Source organism: Leptothoe sp. LEGE 181152, assembly GCF_032906605.1.
Lineage (GTDB): Bacteria > Cyanobacteriota > Cyanobacteriia > Phormidesmidales > Phormidesmidaceae > Leptothoe > Leptothoe turfae.
This window is the reverse complement of record NZ_JASATU010000001.1, coordinates 96,533-115,283: the sequence shown is the minus strand read 5'-3', so window position 1 is coordinate 115,283 and position 18,751 is coordinate 96,533. Positions and strand designations below refer to the sequence as shown.

21 protein-coding genes are annotated in these 18,751 nt (G+C 48.2%); 10 read left to right on the top strand and 11 right to left on the bottom strand.

Annotated elements, in window-relative coordinates; translation table 11 throughout:
* Positions 1–15: 15 nt before the first annotated feature.
* Complete coding sequence (locus QGP82_RS00540) at positions 16–750, bottom strand: dinitrogenase iron-molybdenum cofactor biosynthesis protein (protein WP_163659239.1); 735 nt, start codon at positions 748–750, stop codon at positions 16–18.
* A 100-nt stretch (positions 751–850) separates the two neighbouring features.
* Complete coding sequence (locus QGP82_RS00535) at positions 851–2,446, bottom strand: helix-turn-helix domain-containing protein (protein WP_163659240.1); 1,596 nt, start codon at positions 2,444–2,446, stop codon at positions 851–853.
* An 816-nt stretch (positions 2,447–3,262) separates the two neighbouring features.
* On the opposite strand from QGP82_RS00535, the gene QGP82_RS00530 reads away from it, so the two are divergent.
* Together QGP82_RS00530 and QGP82_RS00525 are read left to right on the top strand one after the other, a co-directional pair.
* Entirely contained in the window at positions 3,263–3,580 is a 318-nt protein-coding gene (locus QGP82_RS00530; RefSeq protein WP_163659241.1) for a hypothetical protein, read from the top strand.
* A 39-nt stretch (positions 3,581–3,619) separates the two neighbouring features.
* On the top strand, positions 3,620–3,967 hold the full coding sequence (locus tag QGP82_RS00525) for a hypothetical protein (RefSeq protein WP_163659242.1): 348 nt from the start codon (positions 3,620–3,622) through the stop codon (positions 3,965–3,967).
* A 27-nt stretch (positions 3,968–3,994) separates the two neighbouring features.
* On the opposite strand, the gene QGP82_RS00520 is transcribed toward QGP82_RS00525, so the two are convergent.
* The 8 genes from QGP82_RS00520 to cysE form a co-directional block, all read right to left on the bottom strand.
* Positions 3,995–4,153, bottom strand: a complete 159-nt coding sequence (locus QGP82_RS00520) for a hypothetical protein (protein ID WP_163659243.1) — start codon at positions 4,151–4,153, stop codon at positions 3,995–3,997.
* A 2-nt stretch (positions 4,154–4,155) separates the two neighbouring features.
* The gene (locus QGP82_RS00515; protein WP_163698941.1) at positions 4,156–4,803 is read right to left on the bottom strand and encodes a (2Fe-2S) ferredoxin domain-containing protein; all 648 of its coding nucleotides are present in this window, start codon (positions 4,801–4,803) and stop codon (positions 4,156–4,158) included.
* Between the two features lie 205 nt (positions 4,804–5,008).
* A complete protein-coding gene (nifT, locus tag QGP82_RS00510; protein ID WP_006514474.1) occupies positions 5,009–5,212 on the bottom strand; it encodes a putative nitrogen fixation protein NifT in 204 nt (67 codons plus the stop codon).
* A 100-nt stretch (positions 5,213–5,312) separates the two neighbouring features.
* Positions 5,313–6,455 carry a homocitrate synthase gene (gene nifV / locus QGP82_RS00505; RefSeq protein ID WP_163698939.1) on the bottom strand — a complete coding sequence of 381 codons (1,143 nt, stop codon included), beginning with the start codon at positions 6,453–6,455 and terminating at the stop codon, positions 5,313–5,315.
* Positions 6,456–6,625: 170 nt separating this feature from the next.
* Entirely contained in the window at positions 6,626–6,769 is a 144-nt protein-coding gene (locus tag QGP82_RS00500; RefSeq protein ID WP_163659246.1) for a hypothetical protein, read from the bottom strand.
* A gap of 54 nt (positions 6,770–6,823) precedes the next feature.
* Positions 6,824–7,363, bottom strand: coding sequence for a DNA starvation/stress protection protein DpsA (gene dpsA / locus QGP82_RS00495; RefSeq protein ID WP_006514477.1), 540 nt, complete (start codon positions 7,361–7,363; stop codon positions 6,824–6,826).
* Between the two features lie 44 nt (positions 7,364–7,407).
* On the bottom strand, positions 7,408–7,677 hold the full coding sequence (locus QGP82_RS00490; protein ID WP_006514478.1) for an Asr1405/Asl0597 family protein: 270 nt from the start codon (positions 7,675–7,677) through the stop codon (positions 7,408–7,410).
* Positions 7,670–8,398 carry a serine O-acetyltransferase gene (gene cysE / locus QGP82_RS00485; RefSeq protein ID WP_490796041.1) on the bottom strand — a complete coding sequence of 243 codons (729 nt, stop codon included), beginning with the start codon at positions 8,396–8,398 and terminating at the stop codon, positions 7,670–7,672. Before cysE ends, QGP82_RS00490 begins: the two co-directional genes overlap by 8 nt.
* A 1,306-nt stretch (positions 8,399–9,704) precedes the next feature.
* On the opposite strand from cysE, the gene nifB reads away from it, so the two are divergent.
* The 7 genes from nifB (at position 9,705) to nifK (ending at position 18,203) form a co-directional block, all read left to right on the top strand.
* Positions 9,705–11,177, top strand: a complete 1,473-nt coding sequence (gene nifB / locus QGP82_RS00480; protein WP_163659248.1) for a nitrogenase cofactor biosynthesis protein NifB — start codon at positions 9,705–9,707, stop codon at positions 11,175–11,177.
* Between the two features lie 106 nt (positions 11,178–11,283).
* Positions 11,284–11,676, top strand: coding sequence for a 4Fe-4S dicluster domain-containing protein (locus QGP82_RS00475; RefSeq protein ID WP_163659249.1), 393 nt, complete (start codon positions 11,284–11,286; stop codon positions 11,674–11,676).
* 58 nt (positions 11,677–11,734) lie between these two features.
* On the top strand, positions 11,735–12,928 hold the full coding sequence (nifS, locus tag QGP82_RS00470) for a cysteine desulfurase NifS (RefSeq protein WP_499056614.1): 1,194 nt from the start codon (positions 11,735–11,737) through the stop codon (positions 12,926–12,928).
* Between the two features lie 62 nt (positions 12,929–12,990).
* The gene (gene nifU, locus QGP82_RS00465) at positions 12,991–13,863 is read left to right on the top strand and encodes a Fe-S cluster assembly protein NifU (RefSeq protein ID WP_163659251.1); all 873 of its coding nucleotides are present in this window, start codon (positions 12,991–12,993) and stop codon (positions 13,861–13,863) included.
* Between the two features lie 197 nt (positions 13,864–14,060).
* Positions 14,061–14,939 (top strand): nitrogenase iron protein, encoded by an 879-nt coding sequence (gene nifH / locus QGP82_RS00460; RefSeq protein ID WP_163659252.1) that lies wholly within the window; start codon positions 14,061–14,063, stop codon positions 14,937–14,939.
* Positions 14,940–15,039: 100 nt separating this feature from the next.
* A complete protein-coding gene (gene nifD, locus QGP82_RS00455) occupies positions 15,040–16,485 on the top strand; it encodes a nitrogenase molybdenum-iron protein alpha chain (protein ID WP_499056612.1) in 1,446 nt (481 codons plus the stop codon).
* Positions 16,486–16,631: 146 nt separating this feature from the next.
* On the top strand, positions 16,632–18,203 hold the full coding sequence (gene nifK / locus QGP82_RS00450) for a nitrogenase molybdenum-iron protein subunit beta (RefSeq protein WP_499056611.1): 1,572 nt from the start codon (positions 16,632–16,634) through the stop codon (positions 18,201–18,203).
* 62 nt (positions 18,204–18,265) lie between these two features.
* Here the strand turns inward: nifK and QGP82_RS00445 are convergent, their stop codons facing one another.
* A complete protein-coding gene (locus QGP82_RS00445; RefSeq protein WP_499056610.1) occupies positions 18,266–18,424 on the bottom strand; it encodes a hypothetical protein in 159 nt (52 codons plus the stop codon).
* Positions 18,425–18,457: 33 nt separating this feature from the next.
* Between QGP82_RS00445 and QGP82_RS00440 the strand changes: the two genes are divergently transcribed.
* Positions 18,458–18,751 carry a nitrogen fixation protein NifZ gene (locus QGP82_RS00440; protein WP_006514487.1) on the top strand — a complete coding sequence of 98 codons (294 nt, stop codon included), beginning with the start codon at positions 18,458–18,460 and terminating at the stop codon, positions 18,749–18,751.

Sequence of the window (18,751 nt, the reverse complement as noted above, 5' to 3'; positions counted from 1 at the left end):
ATATTCATCGTTGACCTAACCAACTGCCTGATAATTCTTTACCCGCTGGTCTGCTCCAATGCCTAAGATTTTTGCCAGCCAGGGAGGGGGTGATGTTGCGATCGCCCGTTGTAAATCGGCAAGAATCTCCCGGATAGCTCCTCCAGCTTCCACTTTCATGGGGTAAATATTCGCTTGAATCACTTGGGCGGCGGCAGGCCCTCCAATGGACACAACATAGAGCACAGGACAGTCTCTGATCAAATTCACTCGGAACTGATTTTTGTTATCGCTCAGGTCTGCCTCCAGAGCAGAGCGCACATCGATCAGCTTAATAGCATCCGCCGATAGCTGATAAATCAAATATCGATGGCAGGAGCCAAAATGGCCGTCTAATTGCTCATCTGTATTGGATGCAACCGCTATGCGAATTGAGTTAGGCATATCGCCTTGATCAGGCTCGATAGGTAAGGGATGATCGTACTCTGTCTGTTCTCCCCAGAGAATCCGCACCGCTTCTTTAACGGCAGCAATCTCCTGATTATTGGCATCTTCGCCTTCCCATTCGCCCTCATCCACATCGTAAATATTGCCAAAGGCACGTTTGAGCTGGGTGACGGTTAGGGTACTTAGCGATTCTTCCGTAATGTTATCGTCGAGATTGGTTTGTAATGCATCGATTAACTCTCTTATAGAGACATTGGGTAAAGCCTTAGCTGCCAAGGCAATTCTCAAAGCAACTTCATTGGAAATGGGTTGTTGTTCTGTCATGGGTATTCTCCTAAAGGTATCTGATGGAAATCTTTTTTGGGGGACAACTTAATGCGGAATGTTTGTTTGGGGATAATAGACAAAATCTTGCATATATTATCTATTTAAGCCCCAGTGTTTGTTGTAAACGGGGGTAGTCTTCGGTACTGATGCGAAATCGACCTTTTTCCACATCTCGCACCCAACTCTGGCTTTTCCCTAAATGTTTGGCTAAGGCGCGTTGAGTCAAGTTTTGACGTTGGCGTGCTGCCTTGATAACATCACCAGAGAGTGAGCCTAATTGAGTTGTTTGAGATTGTTTACGCCGCCGCTTAGGGGCTCGACGACGCACTGTTTGTTGCCATTCTTCCGATAGTTCAAAGCCGGCCAATCGAGCATTGATCAGTCGCTGCCATTTGTCTCGGGGGGCCGTGTCCGTTAAGCTCCGGCTCTGATTGGCATCATTCACCCAAAATTCAAGAGCATCGTCAACATCGTTGGGGATATCAATGACTTTAGCCCATAGTGGCTGTATATCGGCGGGATAGGTCTCTGGATCAAACAACGGTTTGAGGCCATAGTAATAAATTGTTTCCAGATCGCTCTCAAACGTTTTCAGCAGACGTTTGTGTGCCCCCCGGACAGTGGTAGCCTCTATTAATCGATCTTCTCCATAGGCAATACGTAGTAGGGTGCGCACAGTCAGCCGATGGTCACCCCCCAACCTCAGCTTGAATAATAGCCACAACAGTAGACGAACAGCACCCTCATGCTGTTGCCAGTTGCTCATCACTTCAGTTAATAATGACTTAGGTAGGGTACCGTATTGATAAAAAGCCGTTTGATTACGATAGTCTTGTTTGTTAAGAAAGTGTTTGGCCCAAATCCCAGGGCGGATAGTAAAGCTTAACCCAATTAAGTGACGACCTCCCTGGTGATCTTTTTCAAAATAATACTCAGTGTTGACTAGATGCCAAATCGGCTGCTCATCAAAGGAAAAGGCTTTAACCTTTCCCTGACGTGGCCAGTCCAAAGCAACCAGTAACTGACAGACTTGGTATACTAAATGCTTGATCAACGTGAGTTTGTCTAGCTTGCTCAGATCTTTTCGCTTATTGAGATCTAAATATTGTTCAATGTGCTGGTCATTGATTACAAATGCTTCTTCCCACGGAGAATTGAGGGTGATGGCATAGGCCGCAAAAATCAGATGAAGACAGGTGGCACGAATATCAAATTGAGCCATGACCTCCATTGCTTCATCTGCAGGCATTGCTATGGGGATATCCCTTTCGGGACTTGTGGCTAATCGAAGGCGAACTTCTCCTCGACCACGATGGACCGGTCGATGGTAACAAAATTTTCCGTCAGCATCGATTTGCCAAGGCAGATGCTGACGCTGAGCTAAAACGTTACAGGCTTCCCAAATCACCATGGAAGATGCAAAAGGAGTCGTCTTACCACTGAGAAAAATGTCAGCAATTGCTGCTGGCAGGAGGGTGCTTTTACGGCGTCCTTTTTTGGGAACTAGAGGGGATAGGGAGCCAATATTGCAAGCATTTAAGCAGAGAGGTGTCTCTAAATCTTGACAGTCATCGCACAGGGTAGGGTCAATCCAATAGCCTTCCCATTTTGCTTGAGGTTTAATGGCTCCCGTTGGACACTGGGGCCGACAGCTATCGCAAGAGATACAACCGTCTTTGATAGTGTAAGCCATAGACAATGCAGGCCTATCAATAGAGCGATAGGTGAGGAAAAATTGGCGACTGAAAAAAACGAACCTGATTTTCTCAAACCTTCTATAAAAGTCATAAATGAGTAGATTTCCGAATAAACAGAAGATTTATACAGAGAAAGAGGAATGACGAATCCATCAGGACTAGATTACAGAGATGGAGAGTGGACAATTTATTGGAAAGTCATGCCCTTAGACATAACAATCCAAAATTTTGTATTCTATGTCACCTGATACGGTTTAATGTTTTCTTCCTAATTGACAAGACATTATGTTCAGAATGAACTATTGAGGCCGTTTTTTTGTTTCTACAATAACGGTTTACTCAGAAAAATATGGTCAATCTCTTAAAATGTTAAAGACTGTTGCTAATGGAGGTTTGGTGTTGAGCGATACAGAATATTTTGTGTTGATCTTTGGTAATAGGGTATAGAGAGTGTGCGACTCCAGCTTTTTTGATTAGCCCTACAGCTTTAGTTCTATGCTGTTGTTGATTTAGGGAATGAATTGATCGGGCTGAATTGTCCCGGATCGTTATTTTTTAGATTAAATCCTCCCGAGACTCTGCAACGCCAGTTCTATCTTGATGGACTGAAGCATAGTTGGTTTTGAATGATATGGATTGGTTCACAGGAACAGTCCCCTTGTAACTATTGGCACACTGAGTAATGACTCCAAAAATAGGGCCGCCGTGTTCTCTGTAGATGCTGCTGCTAGTGGCGGCGGTCCAGACTTGGAAAGATATTGCAGTCTCTGAGCAATATCTTCAACTGGTAGATATAAAGGAGACCTTTGACAATGCTAAGTTTATCGATGACTGATGCTAGTATGGTCGCGAGGGATTTTTTGATGCAAGATTTGGAAATTCCAGATATTGATCAAGATTTCTTCTCCATTCTGGCTACCCGTGAGACGGGTAGTGAATGGTATGTCGTAGAAATAGGAGTAGAAGGACTTCCCGACAAGTGGGTGTTACAAGTATTTGATACGGGGCAGTGTGATCCCTGCTATACCTTTCTGTCCCCAATGCCTAAGGAAGAAGATGCTGATTTAGAAGAGTTTCCTGAGCGTATTGCTCAAGTCATTACGATGGAGCGAGCTGGGCATAGCGTATGATTGAGTCCAGTCCTTAGTGGCTAGCTTTGAGGATTGATAATGGTTCATTCACTCTCGCCGGAAGATCTCCCACCAGAGTTAATAACAGACTTGGACGCAGCATTGAAAAGGCAATTAGAAGTAGCTATCTGTCGGCACTTTTTCGAAACCTGTGATGGATCTACTCAATCCCTGTTGATGCTCTGTAGATGGACCATCAATATTACTGAGGTCGTAATCTTACATATTTACTGCTCTGATCAGGAAAAAAACTGGCGAGTGTTGGACCGTATGACCAGGCTAGCTGAATATCTGTCTCAATTGAGTCCCCGTGCCAAAATCAGAGTCCATCCCCCATCACAAATGGAAGCACCGTTTGACATGCGAGTTGATGAACGTTCTGTTTAGCCAAATCGTTCTAACACTTTAGTACCCTTAACTCTGGGAATAGGCCATAGCTATCGAGATAGTGCTTTGTTCCTTCAGGTATTCGCTGTAATCGGCCAGATTATCTAGACCGACATAGGTGAGTGTAATTTCAGCGATGAACCAAGCAAATAGCTTAAGCACCAGTTGGCGATATTTTATTTTCATGATTAGCTTTCAAGTGAACATGGTTTAGAGGGGAAAAAGTGTTTCTCTACAACGTTAGATAAACTTTGAAGGCTGAGCCGATCGTACCGATGTTTGCCCGGCATAATCGTCAGAGTTGGTGCCTTTGAACAGCGTTTTTGACAGCCTGTATATTGAATTTCTACCTGGTCATGGAGCTGATATTCTTGCAAGATACTCTCTAATTTTGAGATCAGTTGATGGCCACCTCGCTTCTGGCAGCCTGACTTGCGACAAATCAAGATCTTAGGTGGTTTTTGTGCAACAGCAACCGTAGGATACGTTGGCACCTGAGAAGCCTCAGCCGTTGTTGACATTGGAGCCTGAGGTGCAGTTGTGAAAGGTACCTCTTCGTTAGGGGGAAGTAGTGGCAAAACCTGATAGGCTCTGAGCTTAATGGTACCTGTGGTAAAATCAACCTGACTGCGACCAATGCAGCGAATTTTGTCTCCGGGCTGGAATTGATAATCTTGTATAGAATCTCGCACCTCTTTAGGCAGCTTAATTACCACTTGCTCCTGCTCGACTTCAAGGGCAAGAGCTTTGATCTTTCTCTTTTTCTTGCTGAGATACCCTAGAAAGATTCCCTCTAGGATAAACATATATGGAGGTAGTTGTTTAAGCGGTGACATGGAAAAATCTCCTGTGAAGTGAGGCAACAGTATTTAGGGATATGCCAGCAAATAATTTACCGTTTTGTGGGGTATGAATTCAGAGCGAAACGTTCTCCCAAGGATATAATTCAGGAGGCAGAAATCAGCATACAGGATCTCACTGACTTCTGCCTCCTACCGCCTAATTTTCCATCTACTCAAGCTTTCCCGGCTTAAATAGAATTTAATTCAAGCGTTTAGCTTTAACGGTTTGAGGCGTTTTGATGGGATTATCCAATCCGGTCACTGATAGCTCCCAGCCATTGGCTAGGGTCAGAACTTGGGCATCATCGACTGTGGTTTGTTTAACAACAACTTCTTCTAGATCCTTTTTGGCAACATAGACCATTAGCTTTCCAGCACGATCCGTATGCAGCATGACTTTCATAGTGTTTCCTTAAGATAAAGAGCATTGTAGGGGCTGGCCTTGTACCTGTTCCATGGGAAAAGTCTATTGGGGCTAACCTTGTGCCTGCCCCCTGTGCGAATTATATAATCGCCACACCTAACCCCTCCTGCGAGGCTAAGGTGAGCAATTCATCAACGGTAAGGCTACGTTTTAGCTGAGTGGACAGATCGCGGACGGCATTGAGCAGTAACTGACTGTTGCTGGCATCCAGATGTATGTCATAGTTCTGTAGAACTTGACTCAACAGGTGACGACCAGAGTGTTTGCCGACAACAAAACGCCGTTGCCAACCCACATCTTTGGGATCAAACGGTTCGTAAGTGCTGGGATTATGCAGCACTCCATGGGCATGGATACCGGACTCATGGGCAAAGGTATTGGCTCCAACAATAGCCTTCCAGGGAGGGACTGGGCAATTGACGGTTTTAGCAACAAAGCGAGACAATTCTAACAGACGCTCGGTTTGAATATTGGTTTTGAGACCATAGATTTGCCGTAGGGCCATGACAACTTCTTCAAGAGCCGCATTGCCAGCCCTTTCTCCTAGCCCATTAACAGTAGTATTAATAGAGACAGCACCAGCTCGGATACCGGCCAGGGCATTGGCTGTTGCTAACCCCAGGTCGTTATGGGTGTGCATTTCCACTGGAATGGCTAAGACGGCAACCAGTTTTCGAACTTTTTCAAAGGTGGTAAACGGGTCCAGAATGCCCACAGTGTCACAAAAACGAAAACGAAATGCGCCGTTTTCTTGGGCAAACTGGGCAGCTTCGAGTAAAAATGTTTCATCAGCCCGAGAACTATCTTCACCTCCAACACTTACGTCTAGACCGTGATCGCGGGCAAAGGTAATAGTCTCTTGTAGCTGCTTAAACATTTTGGCCCACTGGCCTTGAAACTTTACTTGAATCTGTATATCTGAAACTGGCACCGAAATGTGAATGCGCTTTAGGCCACAATTAATCGACGCCTGAATATCAGACAACACAGCGCGATTCCACCCTAGGAGTTGAGCATTTAGGCCCAGATTGGCAATTGTGTGGATGGCCTGAGCTTCATCTCTCCCCATGGCGGGAATGCCAACTTCCATTTCCTGAATGCCAATGGTGTCGAGAAACGTTGCGATCGCAACCTTCTCGTCCAAACTGAAGGCAATACCTGCAGCTTGTTCACCATCTCTGAGGGTCGTATCGTTAATATATATTTGGGGGGGTGGTGTCATCGTAGCGGCCTCCGTAAACGTGGAAGAGGGAAGAGAGAAAAGGGAAGAGAGAAGAGGGAAGAGGGAAGAGAGAAGAGGGAAGAGAGAAGAGGGAAGAGGGTGAGCTGAGGGCCGTGTATAGTCTCACCCTCAAAATTTGCCTACTGGATTAGACTTGACGAACAGCTGTCTTAAGTCAACGAAGCATCGTCCATTGACTGAGACTGGTCTCCGTTGAAGGATTCAATATCTTCTGCAATGATTTGATTGAGAAAATACTGTAGAACCCAAGCAAAGACAATAAAAGGACCAATCATCATAAGGGTGGTCAACATAGCAAGCGCCTCCTGACTATTTGAGCAATAGACGAAATTTTGAACTGCATAGCCCTACTTCAAAAAGGTAAAAGTAAGACTATCTTCAGACAAAAAGTGTTCAAGATGAAAAGCCCGCTCTTCTGTCTTTAAGAGAATTTGCTCATAGAGATATCGAGTGGCTCGATCTCCCACACTTTCGGCTTGAGTGGCTAGTCGGCGAAGTAGAGTGATCATCGACTGCTCAGCAGTAAGATCATTGGCAATCATCTGTTGACAGTTATAGGCACCCTCTGATTCTGGAGTGAAACAGCATTGTTCGGCCAGGGTGGCAAAGGTGCCTGCGGGAATGCCGCCTAGACCATTTAAACGCTCAGCAACATCATGGGCATCTCCCTGAACAGCCCCATAGCTTTCTTGGAAGAATTCATGAATAGCGTAAAATTCTGCACCTTCAATTACAAAATGATGCTTTTGATATTGCATATAAAGGGCTTGAAAACTGGCGTAAACCAAATTCAGCCCTTCGCATACGGTGATAGTAATCTCCTTCTCAAGACCGACAGGATTATCACCTACTTCACCAAAAGCACGGACAAGGGTTTGAGTAGTCATATAATTTCTCCAATCAATAGGTAGGATGAACAGAAAGTAAGCGGCTAATGATTTGTAGTACAGCTCACCTGAGTTTGCCAACACCGTTCTAGCCAGCCAATACTAGACTGGCGAGGTGATGTGAATTGTCTGATGACGCTGCAAACTAACATCAGCTCTAATGCATCGTTGACATCAACTCGTAGTGTGCCATCGGTGGGACAGCTACACGAGATATGAAGTTCTTGCAAGCGACGATTAATCGACCAACGTTCGCCGCGAGGCACTGCGACAACTTGCCCCCAACCGGGAACAGTGGGTGTGGGGTTATCCATAGGATTGATACTCCAACGTTGAAAGGGATGAACAAGTGAGACTTTGTACTTGGGTTTCTAGCGCGTCAATGCGAGCCAAAAGATGACGTAGGGTAGTGGCTTCAACATCGGGAAGCTGACCATGTTCCAAAGGAGTTGTTAGGGTGTTGCATTCGCAAACATTACGGCTGGGAATCCCAACAGCCGTGCAGTTGGTCGGTACACTGTTCAATACAACAGCACCCGCTCCAATGCGGGCATGGTCCCCAATAGTAATACTGCCAAGCACCTTGGCACCACTGCCAATCACCACTTGGCTGCCAACCGTAGGATGGCGCTTACCCGTTTCTTTACCTGTCCCCCCTAGAGTCACCCCCTGATAGATCAGGGTGTAGTCTCCGACCACAGCAGTTTCCCCAATTACAACACCCATACCGTGATCGATAAAAACCCCTTTACCGAGGGTGGCCCCGGGATGAATTTCAATTCCCGTAAAGAGGCGAGCCAGGTGAGAAATAAAGCGAGGGAGAAAGGAAATCTTGTGATTTTGTAGCCAGTGGGCGAGGCGATGGGCTGCGATCGCATGTAAACCAGGGTAACAGCACAACACCTCTAACCAACTGCGAGCCGCCGGGTCCCGTTCAAAAATGATTGTGAAATCGGCCACACAGGGAAAAAGCCGGTGCAGTTCAGCAGACGAAAACAAATGCCGAACAGAAAAGTGTTGCAGAGATAGGGACATGGGTCTGGTGGGGCGTTGTTTTCCTGCTTATAGCAGTTACAACTGAGGGGGGGTGATCGCAACGGCCCAATCCAGATTTACTATAACTATTACCTTTACACTCAAATGCTAAAACCTTTATTGGTAAAGCATTTAGAATTTTTCTAGGGACAGGGTACAAGTATTTTGATACCCAGGGTTAGGTATTTCTAAGGGTGGGTGCAGGTATTCTGTACTCACGTCAAAGCCTTTATATATAGTGTTTAGACCTGGATTTTAGACAGTCTTATAAAAACTTGTTTGATGTACTCAAAACTGGGTTTTTGATCGGCGAACCCACAGCTTAGCAACAGAAACTGTAACAACTGATGCAGAACTGCCTCGACTAATTTCAGCAATCCTTAACAACTCGCCAATAGGTCGATCCTAGCGGTGCACTGTTACGGAACATCCAGTTTAATGAGCCCACCTCAAAGTGAGCATCAGCGTCATCTGGATCATCAAAAGCAAGATAGTGTTCCAGCTTAAAACTCTCCTATTGTTTAACATTATTTAATGTGAAATAGTAAAATCCGTTACCGAAATTAGGTTTAAACTGAAAACAATGATACAGACACCTTTTTGGCCTATGTAGCACAGCGGTAAATTGTGTATCTAATTTAGCAAAATATCTGTTATTGAGTACTCAAAAACTTGTCATCTAGAACCCATCAAAGTCGAGTCCATCCCTTTTATGATAATGGATGCGACTGAGTACAGTAATCATCGAGCGGGGGTGACAAAATACTAGTCCGTACCCTGGGGAATGCCCGTACCCTAACCTAGAAAAAATATTTTTTCTTGAATTATCAAGGGCTGTAGTCGATGAGTACAGCGTTAATTATCTAATAAATCCTATGGGGGCGTTGTTCTAGTGAACTTCTAGAGCCGTTGATATAACTCTTGCATCGCCAAACACTCAGTTAACACACGTTGGTGAACTCAAGCAACAAGGTCCAGCTAGATCTCACGTATCTTGCTAAGCCTTTGTTGGTTAGAGGTTCACCATTGGGCGGTAGGTGACAGACCAATTTCAGGCGTATTCACCCTATTGAGATGTCCTCGTTATCTTACCCAGACAAACAAGCACATCTCCATCCACACACCCTAGAAGTTGCTGATCACCTGACTGAGTTCTGAGGCTCGCACGCTCTCTGGCACTGCATTGTCTACCCTCCAGTCCGATTCTCCGATTTTATCGTGCAGAACAACCAACTGTGTTTACAGACTCAGCCAATGCAGTGCCGCTATTTCATATCGATACTTTATTCCCTAACTCCTTAAACCAATGACGCCTCCGCCTCCTACTGCCCTTGTCTCCGCGCCCACGACGACGCCTGAGCTGGACATAACGTTGACTAAAACAAAAACTACAGTCAAGAAGTCTGGCGGCGGCTGTGGCTGTAGCACTAAAAATGATGCTCCTAGTGGTATGAGTGAGTCTTTAAAGGCTCGCATTGAAAAACATCCTTGCTACAGCGAAGAAGCTCACCACCATTATGCCCGTATGCACGTTGCGGTGGCTCCAGCCTGCAACATTCAGTGCAACTATTGCAACCGTAAATATGACTGTGCCAATGAAAGCCGTCCTGGTGTTGTTAGCGAACTGCTCACACCTGAAGAAGCTGCCCACAAAGTTTTGGTGGTGGCCGGTAAAATTCCACAAATGACAGTTTTGGGGATTGCGGGTCCCGGCGACCCCCTGGCTAACCCAGAGAAAACCTTCCGCACCTTTGAGCTCATTGCCGACAAAGCTCCTGACATCAAACTCTGTCTCTCAACTAATGGTCTGATGTTGCCTGAGCATGTTGATCGGATTAAGCAGCTGAATGTGGATCATGTCACGATCACTATTAATATGGTGGACCCAAAAATAGGGGAGAAAATTTATCCCTGGGTTCACTACCGTCGTCGTCGCTACCGTGGCATTGAGGGGGTGAAGATCCTGCACGAGCGGCAGATGGAAGGTCTACAGGCGCTTCAGGAAGCTGATATCCTCTGCAAGGTAAACTCGGTGCTGATTCCTGGCATCAACGATGAGCACCTGCCAGAGGTGAATAAGGCGATTCGAGATCGCGGTGCATTTCTCCATAATATTATGCCCCTGATCTCGGCCCCAGAGCATGGCACGTACTTTGGTCTCAATGGTCAGCGGGGTCCAAATCCCAAAGAACTTAAGCGCGTTCAAGATAATTGCTCTGGCAACATGAAAATGATGCGCCACTGTCGTCAGTGTCGAGCCGATGCTGTCGGTCTGCTGGGTGAAGACCGTAGTCAGGAATTCACCAAGGAGAAGTTTATGGATATGTCGGCGGACTACAGTTTGGAAAAACGTCAGGCAGTTCATCTGGGCATTGAGCAAACCAAAGCCGCTGTAGCGGAGAAAAAACAAGCATCTGTCAATAAGCGTCGAACGGAGTCGACTAAAGTCCTGGTTGCGGTTGCAACTAAGGGGGGAGGACTTGTCAATCAACACTTTGGCCATGCCAAAGAATTCATGATTTATGAAGTAGATGCAACGGAAGCCAAGTTTGTTGGTCATCGTAAAGTTGCCGATTACTGCCAGGGCGGTTACGGCGAAGAGGCAGCCCTGAAAGGCATCATCAATACAATTATTGACTGTCAGGCTCTACTGACGGCCAAAGTAGGCCCCTGCCCCCAAAAGGCCTTACAAAAAGCCGGGCTGACCGTCATTGAAGCCTATGACGTGATTGAAACTGTTGCACGGCGGTTTTATGACGAACACGTTTTAGAGAGATAAAAGAAGAAAGGATACAGGAAAAAGGGAGATTTATCAGAATTTCTGCCCCTAACTCTCCCCTCTCTTTTGCTCTCTCTGTCCTAACCCTAACAGCGAGGCCCATACCATGACTTACACCATCACTAATGACTGTATCTCCTGTCAACGCTGTCTCTCTAGCTGCCCAACCAAGGCCATTGAGACCGATGGGTCCACATTCTGGATAGATGTGAATCGCTGTAACCAGTGTCAAGGCTCCCATGGCGTCGCTCAATGCTGGTCTGTGTGCCCAACGAATGAAGGCTGTGTGCCGTTATCCACCGCCACTACAGCTGTCGCTCTGAATGCTGAGACAACAACAGATTACTGGCATGTTTGGTTTACCAACTATAGCCACATGATCGCGCGGCTTAAATCCTCACAGCAGCCTGGATACTGGCGACAGTGGTTTGACCGGTATTCCCAATCCCTACAAACCTTGAGAGCCCAGGCTGACACAAATGTCCCGTTAATGCCGTAGTGCCTGCTCTGATTCTTTCTACTGTCCTTTATTGTTTATTGATCGCGGAGATGAGGTAATGGTCATTTATTTAGATAACAATGCGACCACGCGGGTTGACCCCGATGTTTTGGATGCAATGCTGCCCTATTTGAGCGACCTCTACGGTAATCCATCGTCGATGCATAGCTTTGGAGGACAGGTCGGTGCTGCCATTCAGGATGCCAGAGTCCAGGTGGCTGAACTCCTAGGGGCAGAAGATACTGAGATTATCTTTACTAGCTGCGGCAGTGAGGGCAACAATACGGCCATCCATGCGGCCCTGGCGGCCCAACCCGAGAAACGTCATATTGTCACCACTGCTGTTGAACATCCGGCCATTCTCAATGTGTGCAAGCATCTGGAGAAAAAAGGCTATACCGTTACCTATTTATCCGTGGACCGACGCGGTCAGCTTGATCTGATGGAAGTGGAAGCCGCCATGACTGGCGGCACGGCGCTGGTCACCACCATGTATGCCAACAATGAGACCGGTGTGATTTTCCCGATAGAACAGGTTGGCGCGATCGCAAAAGAATGCGGTGCCACTTTCCATGTGGATGCCGTCCAGGCCGTTGGTAAATTACCCATTGATCTAAAAAACAGCACCATTGACCTGCTCACCCTCTCTGGACACAAGCTCCATGCCCCTAAAGGGGTGGGTGCTCTATATGTTCGACGCGGTTTCCGCTTCCGTCCCTTTCTTCTGGGCGGACACCAGGAGCGCGGACGGCGGGCGGGCACCCACAATGTGCCTGGTATTATTGCCCTAGGTAAAGCCGCCGCAGTGGCCCGTGAGCATCTCGCTGCTGTCCATCGGGAGTGTCAGCTACGGGACCAGCTAGAGCGCCAACTGCTGGAGTTAATCCCCGATTGTGACGTGAATGGCGGCGGCACCCCACGTCTGCCTAACACCACCAACATTGGTTTCAAATATATTGAAGGCGAAGCCATTCTGTTTATGCTGAATCAGCATGGTATCTGCGCTTCCTCGGGGTCTGCCTGCACCTCCGGTTCTCTAGACCCCTCCCATGTTCTCACCGCCATGGGACTTCCCTACACCATTCTCCACGGCTCAATTCGCTTTAGCTTATCGCGATTCACCACTGCAGAAGATATCCAACAGGTTGTCAATGTCATGCCTGGCATTGTGGAAAAATTGCGGGCGATTTCACCCTTTAACAATGACGAAGCGGATTGGTTACAGGGCCGCGATTTGGTCCATAGCGCATAGGGCCGGTACAGGACCAGCCCCTACCTCTCTCTCTTCTTGCTCCTTTACCTCCAGAAACTACCATGTGGGACTATTCCGAAAAGGTACTTGAACTGTTTTATAACCCGATCAATCAGGGTGCGATCGCAGATGCCAACGAACCCGATATGGCCGTTGTCTATGGTGAAGTGGGTAGCATTGCCTGCGGTGACGCTCTGAGACTTCACCTGAAGATTCAGGAATCGACCGAGACCATTCTGGATTCACAGTTTCAGACATTTGGCTGTACCAGTGCGATCGCATCCTCCTCTGCTCTCACTGAAATTATCAAAGGCAAAACCCTTGATCAGGCCCTGAAGATTACCAATAAAGACATTGCTGACTTTCTGGGTGGTTTACCCGAAGCCAAAATGCACTGCTCTGTGATGGGGCAAGAAGCCCTGGAAGCCGCCATCTACAAATACCGTGGTATTGAAGTGGAGCACCACGACGATGACGAAGGCACATTAATCTGTTCCTGCTTTGGTATCACCGAGCCTCGCGTCCGACGTGTGATTATCGAAAACGATCTGACTACCGTTGAACAAGTCACCAACTATGTCAAAGCGGGTGGCGGCTGTGGCTCTTGTCTGGCCGGCATTGAAGATATTTTAATCGAAGTGCAGCGAGACAGAGCAACAACAGCCGCCAGGGTAGAAGCAGAAGTGACTGCGGCCCCCCTCTCCCCCATCCAAAAAATTAATCTGATTCAACAAGTCCTGACCGAAGACGTGCGCCCCATGCTGATAGCTGATGGCGGTGATGTTGAACTCTACGATGTCAGCGGCGATGTGGTGCAAGTGCAGCTCAAGGGTGCCTGTGGCTCTTGTGATAGCAGCACGGCCACCCTCAAAGGTGCAATTGAAACTCGGCTACAGTCCCAGGTTTCACCTGAATTAACCGTTATCGCTGTATAAAACTCACCTCCATTCTCTCACCTTATCTCTTACGTGTCTTATGAAACCCCTCCATCAGACCCTTATGGTCGAGCGTTCACCTCCCCCCGTCAATTACCAGAGAGCAGAGCCTCTGACGGACCCTCGACAAACCGCACCGCTCTGTATCGCTACATCTAGACCTAGCGTTTACTAACATCCTAAGGAGAATCCAATTCATGAGACAAATTGCATTTTACGGAAAAGGCGGTATCGGTAAATCCACCACCTCCCAGAACACCCTAGCCGCCATGGCTGAGCAAGGCCAACGCATCATGATTGTGGGCTGTGACCCGAAGGCTGATTCCACTCGCCTGATGCTCCACAGCAAAGCCCAAACCTCCGTGCTACAACTGGCTGCCGAACTCGGTGCCGTTGAAGATGTCGAACTTGACCAGGTGCTGCAAGAAGGCTATCGCGGCGTTAAATGCGTCGAGTCCGGTGGTCCTGAACCCGGCGTCGGCTGTGCCGGTCGTGGCATCATCACCGCCATCAACTTCCTAGAAGAAGAAGGGGCTTACGAAGATCTTGATTTCGTCTCCTACGACGTACTCGGTGACGTAGTTTGCGGCGGTTTTGCCATGCCCATTCGGGAAGGCAAAGCCCAAGAAATCTACATTGTTGTCTCCGGTGAAATGATGGCCATGTATGCGGCCAATAACATCGCCCGAGGCGTTCTGAAGTATGCCCAATCTGGCGGTGTGCGGCTGGGCGGCTTGATTTGCAACAGCCGGAATACAGACCGGGAAATTGAGCTCATTGAAGCCCTAGCCGACAAGCTCAATACTCAAATGATTCACTTTGTTCCCCGTGACAACGTGGTACAGCATGCTGAACTCCGCCGGATGACTGTAAATGAGTATGCCCCAGAGTGCAACCAAGCCAATGAGTATGCTCAACTCGCCGATAAGATCATCAACAACACCAAACTGACGATTCCGACGCCCATTAGCATGGACGAACTGGAAGAACTCCTGATTGAATTCGGCATCCTAGATAGTGATGAAAAGTATCAAGAAGCGCTAGCCTCTGATACTGCTGCTGTCGCTGCTGTCTAAAGGCTAGCCGCTGGTGGGTGAGTCTCCAACCCGTGAGATTTACCCCTAGCGTGCGGCCCATCCGCTTCATCCTATTCTCTAGCCTAAATGAGAGGACACCATGGCCACCGTAGAAGATCGAAAAGAGCTGATCCAGGAGGTGCTGAAAGCCTACCCTGAGAAAGCCCAAAAGAGACGCTCCAAGCACCTGAATGTCAAAGAAGAAGGCGCTTCTGACTGCGGCGTTAAATCTAACAAGAAATCTGTTCCCGGCGTCATGACAACTCGTGGCTGCGCTTACGCAGGAGCCAAAGGGGTGGTCTGGGGACCTGTCAAAGATATGATTCACCTGAGTCATGGGCCAGTGGGCTGTGGCTACTATTCCTGGTCTGGTCGCCGTAACTACTATGTGGGCACCACCGGGGTGGACACCTTTGGTACCATGCAGTTCACCTCCGATTTCCAAGAACGGGATATTGTCTTTGGCGGTGATAAGAAACTGGCCAAAATCGTCGATGAACTAGAAGAACTGTTTCCCCTAAGCCAGGGCACCACCATTGAATCGGAATGTCCCGTAGGGTTGATTGGAGACGATATTGAAGCCGTTGCCAGACAGAAAGCTAAAGAGACTGGCAAACCGGTTGTTCCTGTCCGCTGTGAAGGATTCCGAGGGGTTTCTCAATCCTTAGGTCACCACATTGCTAACGACACCGTGCGCGACTGGGTACTGCCCAAGGCCGACGAGTATCGCAAACTGCCCGAAGGGTATGAAGTGGGTGACTATGATGTCAACATCATTGGCGACTATAACATCGGTGGAGACGCTTGGCCCAGCCGCCGACTGCTAGAAGCCATTGGTCTCCGTGTTATTTGCCAATTCTCAGGGGATGGCACCTTTAACGAAGTGGTGATGACGCCCCTGGCCAAGATGAATCTGATCCACTGCTATCGGTCGATGAACTACATCTGCCGGTTTATGGAAGAGAAGTATGGTATTGGCTGGATGGAATACAATTTCTTTGGCCCCACCCAGATTGCCAAGTCTCTGCGTAAGATTGCCGAACAGTTTGATGAGACCATCCAGACCAAAGCTGAAGCGGTGATTGCCGAGCATCAGAAGCGCATGGATGCCATTGTTGCCAAGTATCGCCCCCGGTTAGAAGGCAAGACAGTGATGATGATGGTGGGTGGTTTACGGCCTCGTCACGTGATCCCTGCTTTTGAAGACCTGGGTATGAACGTGATCGGTACTGGCTATGAGTTTGGCCATGGTGATGACTACAAGCGCACCGCCGACTATGTGAAAGAAGGCACGGTCATCTATGACGACGTCAGCGGCTACGAGTTTGAAGAACTTGCCAAAGAGCTACAGCCAGACTTAATTGCGGCTGGCATTAAAGAGAAGTATGTCTTCCAGAAGATGGCCCTTCCCTTCCGGCAGATGCACTCCTGGGATTATTCCGGTCCTTACCACGGCTATGAAGGCTTTGAAGTCTTTGCCCGCGACATGGATTTGGCCATTAACAATCCTACCTGGGGTTTAATCAAAGCTCCCTGGGCTGAGTAGATAAGTAGATGGGGGGATGGGTATGCGTGCCATTTCCGATCACGCCTAGTATTCACCGACTTTACCTCTCACCCATCTACCCTGTTTTTCATCTACTACCCCTCCTACTCTCATCCACCCATCCACTCTCCAAGAAGGAGACCACCATGACTGAGAATAATACACCCCAAGTGCCGGAAACCGCTCCAGACCCCGGCAAAATCAAAGACCATTTTGATCTATTTCAAGAAGATACCTACCAGGACATTTTTGAATATAAGCGCCAATTTGAAGGTGCCCACAGCCGTGAAAAAGTGGCTGAGGTAGCTGAATGGACCAAGACCTGGGACTATCGTGAAAAGAACTTTGAGCGCGAAGCTCTCACCATTAACCCGGCTAAAGCGTGTCAGCCCTTGGGTGCACTCTTTGTAGCATCTGGTTTTGAAGGGACATTACCCTATAGCCATGGGTCCCAAGGCTGTGTGGCTTACTTCCGCACCCACCTCACCCGTAACTATAAGGAACCCTTCCAGGCCGTGTCGTCTTCTATGACAGAAGATGCAGCAGTATTTGGAGGGCTGAACAACCTGAAGCAGGGTTTACAGAATTCTTTCGAACTCTATAAGCCCAAAATGATTGCCCTCTGTACCACCTGTATGGCAGAGGTAATCGGCGATGACTTGGGGGCGTTTATCACCACCGCTAAGCAAGAGGGCTATATTCCAGAGGAATTGCCGGTACCCTATGCCCATACTCCTAGCTTCGTGGGCTCTCATATTACTGGCTATGACAATATGCTTAAGAGCATATTGGCCAACTTAACCGCCGGTAAAGAGAAGACCGAGACCAGTAACGGTAAATTTAACTTTAACCTGGGCTTTGATCCCTATATTGGCAATATCCGTGAACTGAAGCGGATTTTGGGCCTGTTTGGCATCGACTACACCATTCTCTCGGATAATTCGGACACCTTTGATTCCCCGAATACGGGTGAGTTTAAGATGTATAACGGGTTAACTACGTTAGAAGAGACAGCAGACTCTCTCAATGCTGAGGGTACGTTCTTCTTCCAGAAGTACACCACCCCCAAGACTCAGGAATACCTTGCCGAAGCATGGGATCAAAAAACCTATAACTTCCGTCCTTTTGGTATCAAGGGCACTGATGAATTCCTGATGGCCCTTTCTGCGATTACGGGCAAAGCCATTCCCCTGGAACTGCAGCAGGAGCGGGGTCGCGCTGTGGATGCCCTCACCGACTCTCAAGCCTGGATTCACGGTAAGAGCATTGCTCTCTACGGCGATCCGGACCATGTATTTGGCATTACCCAGTTTCTGTTGGAAATGGGAGCTGAGCCTAAGCATATCGTGGTTACCAACTCCAACAATGATTTTGAGGCGGAACTGCGTGAGGTGCTGACCAACAGTCCCTACGGCCAGGAGGCAACTATCTGGGGTAAGAAGGACCTGTGGCACTTGCGATCGCTAATGTTCACCGAGCCCGTTGACCTACTGATCGGCAACTCCTACGGCAAGTACCTGTGGCGCGACACCGGCACTCCCCTAGTGCGCATCGGCTATCCCATCTTTGATCGTCACCACATGCACCGCTATGCCACCCTTGGCTACCAGGGTGCCATCAACCAGTTCAACTGGATCATCAACACGGTTCTAGATGACCTGGACCACAAGACCAATGTGCCCGCCAAGACGGATATCTCCTTTGATCTGATTCGTTAAAGGCGAATGGGTGGATGGGAAGACAGAAGGAGTGGATGAGTCGATGGGTGAGCCCACAACCCCTAACCCTCTTCCCTCTTCCCTCTTCCCTCTTCCCTCTTCCCTCTTCCCTCTTCCCTCTTCCCTCTTCCCTCTTCCCTCTTCCCTCTTCCCTCTTCCCTCTTCCCTCTTCCCTCTTCCCTCCTCTTTTTTCGCTCCTCCCTACGACCAAGGGCAGGCACAAGACCAGCCCCTACTCCCCCCCTCCCCTCCCCATGAAACTCAGCGAAGAAATCGAAATCGACTCTCCCCCCTACTTTGACATGGGCGATCGTGTCCGTGTTCGCAAGCTTATCCGCAACGACGGCACCTTTCCTGGCAAAGATATCGGTTTTCATCTCGCTAAAAAAGGCGATATCGGCTATATCGTTGGCATCGGCACCTATTTACAACGGGCTTATATTTATTCTGTGCATTTTCTAGAAACCAACTATGTCGTCGGCTGTCTTAAAAAAGAACTCGATCTAGCAGAAGAGCGCCCGCCCCTGATTGAACAACCAGATTGGTAA

What these genes read in the sequence shown, in the direction of transcription:
- nifU (WP_163659251.1), top strand. Translation starts at nt 12,991, where the DNA reads ATGTGGGACTATTCCGAAAAGGTACTTGAACTGTTTTATAACCCGATC.
- QGP82_RS00500 (WP_163659246.1), bottom strand. Translation starts at nt 6,769, where the DNA reads ATGTTGACCACCCTTATGATGATTGGTCCTTTTATTGTCTTTGCTTGG.
- dpsA (WP_006514477.1), bottom strand. Translation starts at nt 7,363, where the DNA reads ATGACTACTCAAACCCTTGTCCGTGCTTTTGGTGAAGTAGGTGATAAT.
- nifH (WP_163659252.1), top strand. Translation starts at nt 14,061, where the DNA reads ATGAGACAAATTGCATTTTACGGAAAAGGCGGTATCGGTAAATCCACC.
- QGP82_RS00525 (WP_163659242.1), top strand. Translation starts at nt 3,620, where the DNA reads ATGGTTCATTCACTCTCGCCGGAAGATCTCCCACCAGAGTTAATAACA.
- cysE (WP_490796041.1), bottom strand. Translation starts at nt 8,398, where the DNA reads ATGTCCCTATCTCTGCAACACTTTTCTGTTCGGCATTTGTTTTCGTCT.
- QGP82_RS00535 (WP_163659240.1), bottom strand. Translation starts at nt 2,446, where the DNA reads ATGGCTTACACTATCAAAGACGGTTGTATCTCTTGCGATAGCTGTCGG.
- nifT (WP_006514474.1), bottom strand. Translation starts at nt 5,212, where the DNA reads ATGAAAGTCATGCTGCATACGGATCGTGCTGGAAAGCTAATGGTCTAT.
- nifS (WP_499056614.1), top strand. Translation starts at nt 11,735, where the DNA reads ATGGTCATTTATTTAGATAACAATGCGACCACGCGGGTTGACCCCGAT.
- QGP82_RS00515 (WP_163698941.1), bottom strand. Translation starts at nt 4,803, where the DNA reads ATGTCACCGCTTAAACAACTACCTCCATATATGTTTATCCTAGAGGGA.
- nifK (WP_499056611.1), top strand. Translation starts at nt 16,632, where the DNA reads ATGACTGAGAATAATACACCCCAAGTGCCGGAAACCGCTCCAGACCCC.
- nifD (WP_499056612.1), top strand. Translation starts at nt 15,040, where the DNA reads ATGGCCACCGTAGAAGATCGAAAAGAGCTGATCCAGGAGGTGCTGAAA.
- QGP82_RS00540 (WP_163659239.1), bottom strand. Translation starts at nt 750, where the DNA reads ATGACAGAACAACAACCCATTTCCAATGAAGTTGCTTTGAGAATTGCC.
- QGP82_RS00490 (WP_006514478.1), bottom strand. Translation starts at nt 7,677, where the DNA reads ATGGATAACCCCACACCCACTGTTCCCGGTTGGGGGCAAGTTGTCGCA.
- QGP82_RS00520 (WP_163659243.1), bottom strand. Translation starts at nt 4,153, where the DNA reads ATGAAAATAAAATATCGCCAACTGGTGCTTAAGCTATTTGCTTGGTTC.
- QGP82_RS00530 (WP_163659241.1), top strand. Translation starts at nt 3,263, where the DNA reads ATGCTAAGTTTATCGATGACTGATGCTAGTATGGTCGCGAGGGATTTT.
- QGP82_RS00440 (WP_006514487.1), top strand. Translation starts at nt 18,458, where the DNA reads ATGAAACTCAGCGAAGAAATCGAAATCGACTCTCCCCCCTACTTTGAC.
- QGP82_RS00475 (WP_163659249.1), top strand. Translation starts at nt 11,284, where the DNA reads ATGACTTACACCATCACTAATGACTGTATCTCCTGTCAACGCTGTCTC.
- nifV (WP_163698939.1), bottom strand. Translation starts at nt 6,455, where the DNA reads ATGACACCACCCCCCCAAATATATATTAACGATACGACCCTCAGAGAT.
- nifB (WP_163659248.1), top strand. Translation starts at nt 9,705, where the DNA reads ATGACGCCTCCGCCTCCTACTGCCCTTGTCTCCGCGCCCACGACGACG.